This window comes from Martelella sp. UBA3392, assembly GCF_002358775.1.
Classification (GTDB): Bacteria; Pseudomonadota; Alphaproteobacteria; order Rhizobiales; family Rhizobiaceae; genus Martelella; species Martelella mediterranea.
The window spans coordinates 5,392-11,815 of sequence record NZ_DEPM01000083.1 but is presented as its reverse complement, the minus strand read 5'-3'; the positions used below and the strand labels follow the sequence as shown (position 1 = coordinate 11,815).

The following is a 6,424-nucleotide window of genomic DNA, read 5'->3' as shown; positions in this document are numbered from 1 at the left end:
CCGCGATTGAGATGCCGGTTTTCGGTCGGCGAGACGACGCCATTGTCTTCCTGGTTCTGCGGGTAGTCTTCCTCACCCGGATATTTGACGGGGCGGACTTCCTTGGGATCGAAATGCGTTGCCATGACTTCCTCCTTGCCCGTCGCTTACGGGTTCAGTTGAAGCAAAAACGCCAAGGCCGCACCGATTGTTCCGTTTATCAGTAGCCCCGCTCTCGCTCGGCGACATGTTCGAGCAGCTCCCCCGCCTCAAACCGCGCGATCTGACGCTCGACATGGGCAAACAGCGCGCCGACATCGCTGTCGGCCGCCACATGCGGGGTGATCACGACGTTTTCGCGATCCCAGAGCGGGCTTTCGGCGGAAAGCGGTTCGGTCTCGAACACATCGAGCGAGGCGCCGCCGAGAAGGCCGCGATCGAGCGCCGCTGCGATATCGGCCTCCACCTGCGAGCCGCCGCGGCCGGCATTGATGAACACCGGCGCGCCAAGCGGGCCGCCATGCCTTAGCTTTTCGAACAGCGCCAGATTGAAGAGGCCCGTGGTCTCGGCCGTCAACGGCAGCAGGCCGACGAGGATATCGGTCCTCGCGAGAAAGGCATCGCGGTCCGCTTCATCGAAGGTCTCGATCCCTTCGATGGTCTTGGCCGTCCGCGACCAGCCGACGACGTTGAAACCCATCATCTTCAACTTCGCCGCCGCATCGCGGCCGAGTTCGCCGAGCCCCATGATCCCGACCGTCACCGCGCAGGCCTCGGGCTGCGGCAGCGGCTGCCAACGCCGGGCCTCCTGGCTGGCGCGATAGGCCGCGACCTGGCGCAGGTGATACAGGCATTGCAACACGACATATTCGCTCATCCGCCGGGTGAGCGAGGGATCCACGAAGCGCACCAGCGGCGCATCCGGCAGGCCTTCCAGCGCCAGAACCTTGTCGACGCCCGCCCCGCCGGAAAACAGAACATCGAGGTTCGTCGCGCGGGAAAACAGGTCCGCGTCGGGCTGCCACAGGATCGCGTAGCGGCAATCGGAAAGATCGCGCCCGGCATTCTCGGCCGCGCCGAGATCGATAACATCACGATCGGCAAAATGGCGCTTCAGCGCGGCGACCACGGCGGCGCGGTCGGAGAATTTGAGGTCGATCAGCAGTGGCGATTTGGTCATGACGGCTTCCGTTGAACTCACAGGCCAGACAAACACCATGTTTCCGACGCGATGATCAACAGCAAAGGTGGACAGCGGGCCGAGGAAACGGCATGCTCGCCCAAAATTTTACCGTTTGATAAATTTTTATTTTCGCGGTAGCATTTCCCCAACAACCAAAAATTGGGGAACATTGCTATGCGAGACTTGAACCCGGCCCTGAAGGGCGGGCGACTTGCGCCCGATGCGTATCACAAGAACTTTTCCGACCTGCACCCCCCGCTCGACCGGCACGAGGCGGCTGTCGAGGCGGATCGCTGTTATTTCTGTTATGACGCGCCGTGCATGACGGCCTGTCCCACCGCCATCGATATCCCGCTGTTCATCCGCCAGATATCGACCGACAACCCGCTGGGCGCGGCCAAGACCATCCTCGACCAGAACATTTTCGGCGGCATGTGCGCCCGGGTCTGTCCCACCGAAACGCTGTGCGAGGAAGCCTGCGTGCGCAACACCGCGGAGGAAAAGCCGGTCGAGATCGGGCTCCTGCAGCGCTATGCCACCGATGCGGCGATGGACGAAAACCGCCAGTTCTACACCCGCGCCCACGAGACCGGAAAGCGCGTGGCGGTGGTCGGCGCGGGCCCGGCGGGCCTTGCCTGCGCACATCGCCTCGCCATGGCCGGCCACGACGTGATCGTGCTGGAGGCGAAGGACAAGGCCGGCGGGCTCAACGAATACGGCCTGGCCGCCTACAAGACGGTCGACGATTTCGCCCAGAAGGAGATCGAATACCTGCTGGAGATCGGGGGGATCGAGATTCGCGGCGAGCAAATGCTCGGCCGCGATTATACGCTTGGCGAGTTGCGCCGCGATTATGACGCCGTCTTCCTCGGCATCGGCCTTGGCGGCGTCAACGAACTCGGCGTACCCGGCGAAGATCTTGCCGGTTGCGAAAACGCTGTGGATTTCATCGCGGCGATCCGCCAGGCCGATGATCTCGCCGAAATCACCGTCGGCAGTCATGTCGTGGTGCTCGGCGGCGGCATGACCGCGATCGACGCCGCCGTGCAGTCGAAACTGCTCGGCGCCGAAGAAGTGACGCTCTGTTACCGGCGCGGGCCAGACGCCATGGGCGCTTCGAAATTCGAGCAGGAGCTTGCGGCCTCGCGTGGCGTGTTCATCCGCCACTATCTGGCGCCGAAGGAAATCCTTGGCGAGGATGGCAAGGTCGCCGGCGTGCTGTTCGAGCATACCGAAGTCAGGGACGGCAAGCTGGTATCGACCGGCGAGACCGGCGTGATCGCCGCCGACCACGTGCTGAAGGCAATTGGCCAGACCTTCGTCGCCGAACATCTGGAAGGCCTGAAGCTGGAGCACGGCCGCATCGCCATCGATGCCGAGGGCCGCACCTCGCTGCCCGATGTCTGGGCCGGCGGCGACTGCGTGAAGAAGGGCGAGGACCTGACGGTCACTTCGGTCGCCCAAGGACGAGACGCCGCGATTTCCATCAATCACGTTCTGGCGGGCGAAGCGCCGCTGGCAACGGCCGTGGCCTGAGGAGAACGACAATGGCTGATCTCACAAACAATTTCGTCGGTATCAAGTCGCCCAATCCGTTCTGGCTCGCCTCCGCGCCGCCGACGGACAAGGCCTATAATGTCGAGCGCGCCTTTCGCGAGGGCTGGGGCGGCGTGGTCTGGAAGACGCTCGGCGAGGAAGGCCCGCCGGTCGTCAACGTCAACGGCCCGCGCTACGGCGCGATCTGGGGCGCGGACCGCCGGCTGCTCGGCCTCAACAATATCGAGTTGATCACCGACCGCGATCTCTATCTGAACCTCCGCGAAATCAAGGAAGTGAAGATGCGCTGGCCGGATCGCGCCATCGTGGTCTCGATCATGGTGCCCTGCGAGGAGGAAAGCTGGAAGGCGATCCTGCCGTTGGTGGAGGAGACCGGCGCGGACGGAATCGAGCTCAATTTCGGCTGTCCCCACGGCATGTCCGAGCGCGGCATGGGCGCTGCCGTCGGCCAAGTGCCGGAATATGTCGAGATGGTGGTGCGCTGGTGCAAGCAATATACCCGCATGCCGGTGATCACCAAGCTGACGCCGAACATCACGGACATCCGCCAGTCCGCCCGCGCCGCCCATCGCGGCGGAACTGATGCGGTGTCGCTGATCAACACCATCAACTCGATCGTCTCGGTGGACCTCGACAATTTCGCGCCCAACCCGACGGTCGGCGGCAAGGGCACCCATGGGGGCTATTGCGGCCCGGCGGTGAAGCCGATCGCGCTCAACATGGTGGCCGAGATCGCCCGCGACCCGGAAACCGCCGGCCTGCCGATCTCCGGCATCGGCGGCATCACAACCTGGCGTGATGCCGCCGAATTCATGGTGCTCGGCGCCGGCAATGTGCAAGTCTGCACCGCGGCGATGACCTATGGTTTCAAGATCGTCAAGGAGATGATCTCCGGCCTTTCGGCCTATATGGACGCCAAGGGCTTCCGCACGCTGGACGAGCTTTCCGGCCGCGCCGTGCCCAACGTCACCGACTGGCAGTATCTGAACCTCAATTCCATCACCAAGGCCCGCATCGACCAGGATGCCTGCATCAAATGCGGCCGCTGTCACATCGCCTGCGAGGACACCTCGCACCAGGCGATCACGGCCATGGTCGACGGCGAACGCCACTTCATGGTCAAGGAGGAGGACTGCGTCGGCTGCAATCTCTGCGTCAACGTCTGTCCGGTCGAAAACTGCATCGACATGGTGACGCTCGCGCCCGGCGAGAAGGACCAGCGCACCGGCGAGCTTGTATCGGCCGACTACGCCAACTGGACCACGCACCCCAACAATCCGATGGCGGCATCCAAGTAAGAAAACGTTACGAGACACATAGAGTCGCGGGCAGTTTGTCCGCGACTCTTTTTAAATTAGCTAAAATTAAATAAGCACAGAAAAATACATGAATATAAACTATTAATATTCACCAGTATTTACATTTTATATTATTTTTTAAATTTTTAAATCTATAGTCCCATTTTATCCGCATTGCATGAGCGATGCTTATTGCCGGATAAGATGGATGGGACGGCATGGCAGAACCGGCGAAAACCCCCGCAGCCAGACGATGGGGCATCATCCCGAGCGACATACTGGCCCTTTCGGCCACGGCGCTGGTGCTTGCCTCGATGTATTTCACCAACCGCGCGCTGGATTCGGACTTCACCGGCAATCTTCGCCTGCAGACTGCGGAAAAGGTCGCTCTCTCCAGTACAAGGGTAACGGGCGACATCCGCGAAAACCTGACGCTGGCGGAAGGGCTCGGACTTGCGATTTCGCTCGAACCGGAAATTTCGCCCCGCCGGTTCGAGGTCCTCGCCGGCAAGCTGCTGGCTCAGGATTCGGCGCTGGTGAGCCTGGCACTCGCGCGCGACATGACCATCGAAATGGTCTATCCCTTCGCCGAAAACCGGGAGGCCATCGGCCTCAACTACGCGGACCGCCCCGATCAGATGGCCGCCATCGAAAAGGCGCTGCTGACCCGCGAACCCGTCATCGACGGACCGATACCGCTGGTGCAGGGCGGCAATGCGCTGGTGGCCTATTATCCGCTCTACGACGGCCCCGAAAACGAAACCTGGGGCATCCTCACGGCTCTTATCAACGTCGACCGCCTGCTTTCGGGCAAAACGCTCGCCGCCCTCCACCCGGATCTCATAATGGCCATCCGCAAGGATGCAGACGACGACGCACCGGCCCAGGTCCTTTCCGGCGGCGATGCCGTCTTCGGCGGGGAGCCGGTCACGCAGACGGTCGCGCTCGCCAACACCAACTGGACGGTCGCCGCCATCCCGCGGCAGGGCTGGAAGGAGCCCTTGCGCCAACGCATTTCCCGTCATCTCCTGATCGATTCGATCGGCATCCTGATCATCGCCTTCATGCTCGGCATCGCCAAGCTGATGCGCGAGCGCAACCGCAACATCACGATGCTCCGCGCCCGCGAGGCGGAACTCCAGCAGTTGTCGCAACGCATGCAGTTCGCGCTGGAAGCCTCGCGCATCGGCGTCTGGGACATGAATGCCGAAACCGGTGAGGCAATCTGGGACGAGCGCATGTACGCGCTTTACGGCGAGCGCCCCGATTGCGGTCGAAACGGCGTCGAAATCTGGTCCCGTCACCTGCACCCGGAGGACCGGCAGCTTGAATTCGAACGGCTTGAGCGCTTTCTGGCCGCCGAGCAGAATTTCCGCAGCGATTTCCGCATCGTTCTCGACGATGGCTCCGTCCGCCATCTCCAGGTCTTTGGCGGGTTCTACCGGGATATCGACGGTCGCACGCATGTGGTCGGCGTCAACTGGGATATTACCGACGACATCCGGCTGCACGAGGACATCAAGCGCGCGAATGCGCAAACGCTGGAGAAGAACCGGGAGCTGGAACGCGCGCAGGCCGTTCTGCGCCATAACGCGCTTCACGACGGACTGACCGAGCTTCCCAATCGCAGCTACCTCGAAGCCGCTTTCGTGAAGGGCGAGGAGAAAGCGCCCGTCGCGCCGCCTTTCGCCGTGCTGCATATCGATCTCGACCGGTTCAAGGAAATCAACGATACGCTTGGCCACAGCGCCGGCGATGCGATGCTGCGTCATGCAGCAAACATGCTGCGCTCCATCGCCGCGCCGAGGGATTTTCTGGCCCGTGTCGGCGGCGATGAATTCACGCTGGTGACGCACTGGAACGGCGACGTCGAAAGGCTTTCCCGTCTCGCGCAGGACATTATCCGCGCGCTTGGCAAACCGCTGCAATATGGCGAGCATCAGGTTCGGGTTTCGGCGAGCGTCGGCATCGCCTGGATGGATGACGAAGCGAAGTCGATGCGCGACGTCCTCGTCAATGGCGGGATCGCGCTCTACGAAGCCAAGCGCATGGGCCGTAACCAGGCCGTGGTTTTCGACGCCGCCCTGCGCAACATCGCGATCACCAACAAGAAGGTCGCCGACGAACTGCTGGTGGCGCTGGAGAAAGACCAGTTCCAGGTTTTCTACCAGCCGCAGATTTCGGCCCATACGCTCGAAATCGAAGGCGCCGAGGCGCTTGTGCGCTGGCGTCATCCCGAGCGCGGCATGCTGGCGCCGGGTCACTTCATCGCCACGGCGGAAACCACCGGCTCGATTGCGCGCATCGACGCCGTGGTGCTGAAGAAGGCTGCCGCCCAGCACCGGGCCTGGTGTGAAATGGGCATCGCCGTGCCGCATGTTTCCGTCAACATCTCCGCCCAGCGCCT

General features: G+C 62.4%; 4 protein-coding genes. 3 read left to right on the top strand and 1 reads right to left on the bottom strand.

Annotated elements, in window-relative coordinates; translation table 11 throughout:
• Positions 1 to 199: 199 nt before the first annotated feature.
• On the bottom strand, positions 200 to 1,159 hold the full coding sequence (locus tag B4E36_RS06240; RefSeq protein WP_292054418.1) for a 2-hydroxyacid dehydrogenase: 960 nt from the start codon (positions 1,157 to 1,159) through the stop codon (positions 200 to 202).
• A gap of 177 nt (positions 1,160 to 1,336) precedes the next feature.
• Between B4E36_RS06240 and B4E36_RS06235 the strand changes: the two genes are divergently transcribed.
• The 3 genes from B4E36_RS06235 to B4E36_RS06225 form a co-directional block, all read left to right on the top strand.
• On the top strand, positions 1,337 to 2,698 hold the full coding sequence (locus B4E36_RS06235; RefSeq protein ID WP_292054417.1) for an NAD(P)-dependent oxidoreductase: 1,362 nt from the start codon (positions 1,337 to 1,339) through the stop codon (positions 2,696 to 2,698).
• Positions 2,699 to 2,709: 11 nt separating this feature from the next.
• The gene (gene preA / locus B4E36_RS06230; protein WP_292054414.1) at positions 2,710 to 4,017 is read left to right on the top strand and encodes an NAD-dependent dihydropyrimidine dehydrogenase subunit PreA; all 1,308 of its coding nucleotides are present in this window, start codon (positions 2,710 to 2,712) and stop codon (positions 4,015 to 4,017) included.
• A 218-nt stretch (positions 4,018 to 4,235) separates the two neighbouring features.
• On the top strand, positions 4,236 to 6,424 hold a 2,189-nt coding region (locus tag B4E36_RS06225), incomplete at its 3' end, for a bifunctional diguanylate cyclase/phosphodiesterase (protein ID WP_345900131.1).

What these genes read in the sequence shown, in the direction of transcription:
- preA (WP_292054414.1), top strand. Translation starts at nt 2,710, where the DNA reads ATGGCTGATCTCACAAACAATTTCGTCGGTATCAAGTCGCCCAATCCG.
- B4E36_RS06240 (WP_292054418.1), bottom strand. Translation starts at nt 1,159, where the DNA reads ATGACCAAATCGCCACTGCTGATCGACCTCAAATTCTCCGACCGCGCC.
- B4E36_RS06235 (WP_292054417.1), top strand. Translation starts at nt 1,337, where the DNA reads ATGCGAGACTTGAACCCGGCCCTGAAGGGCGGGCGACTTGCGCCCGAT.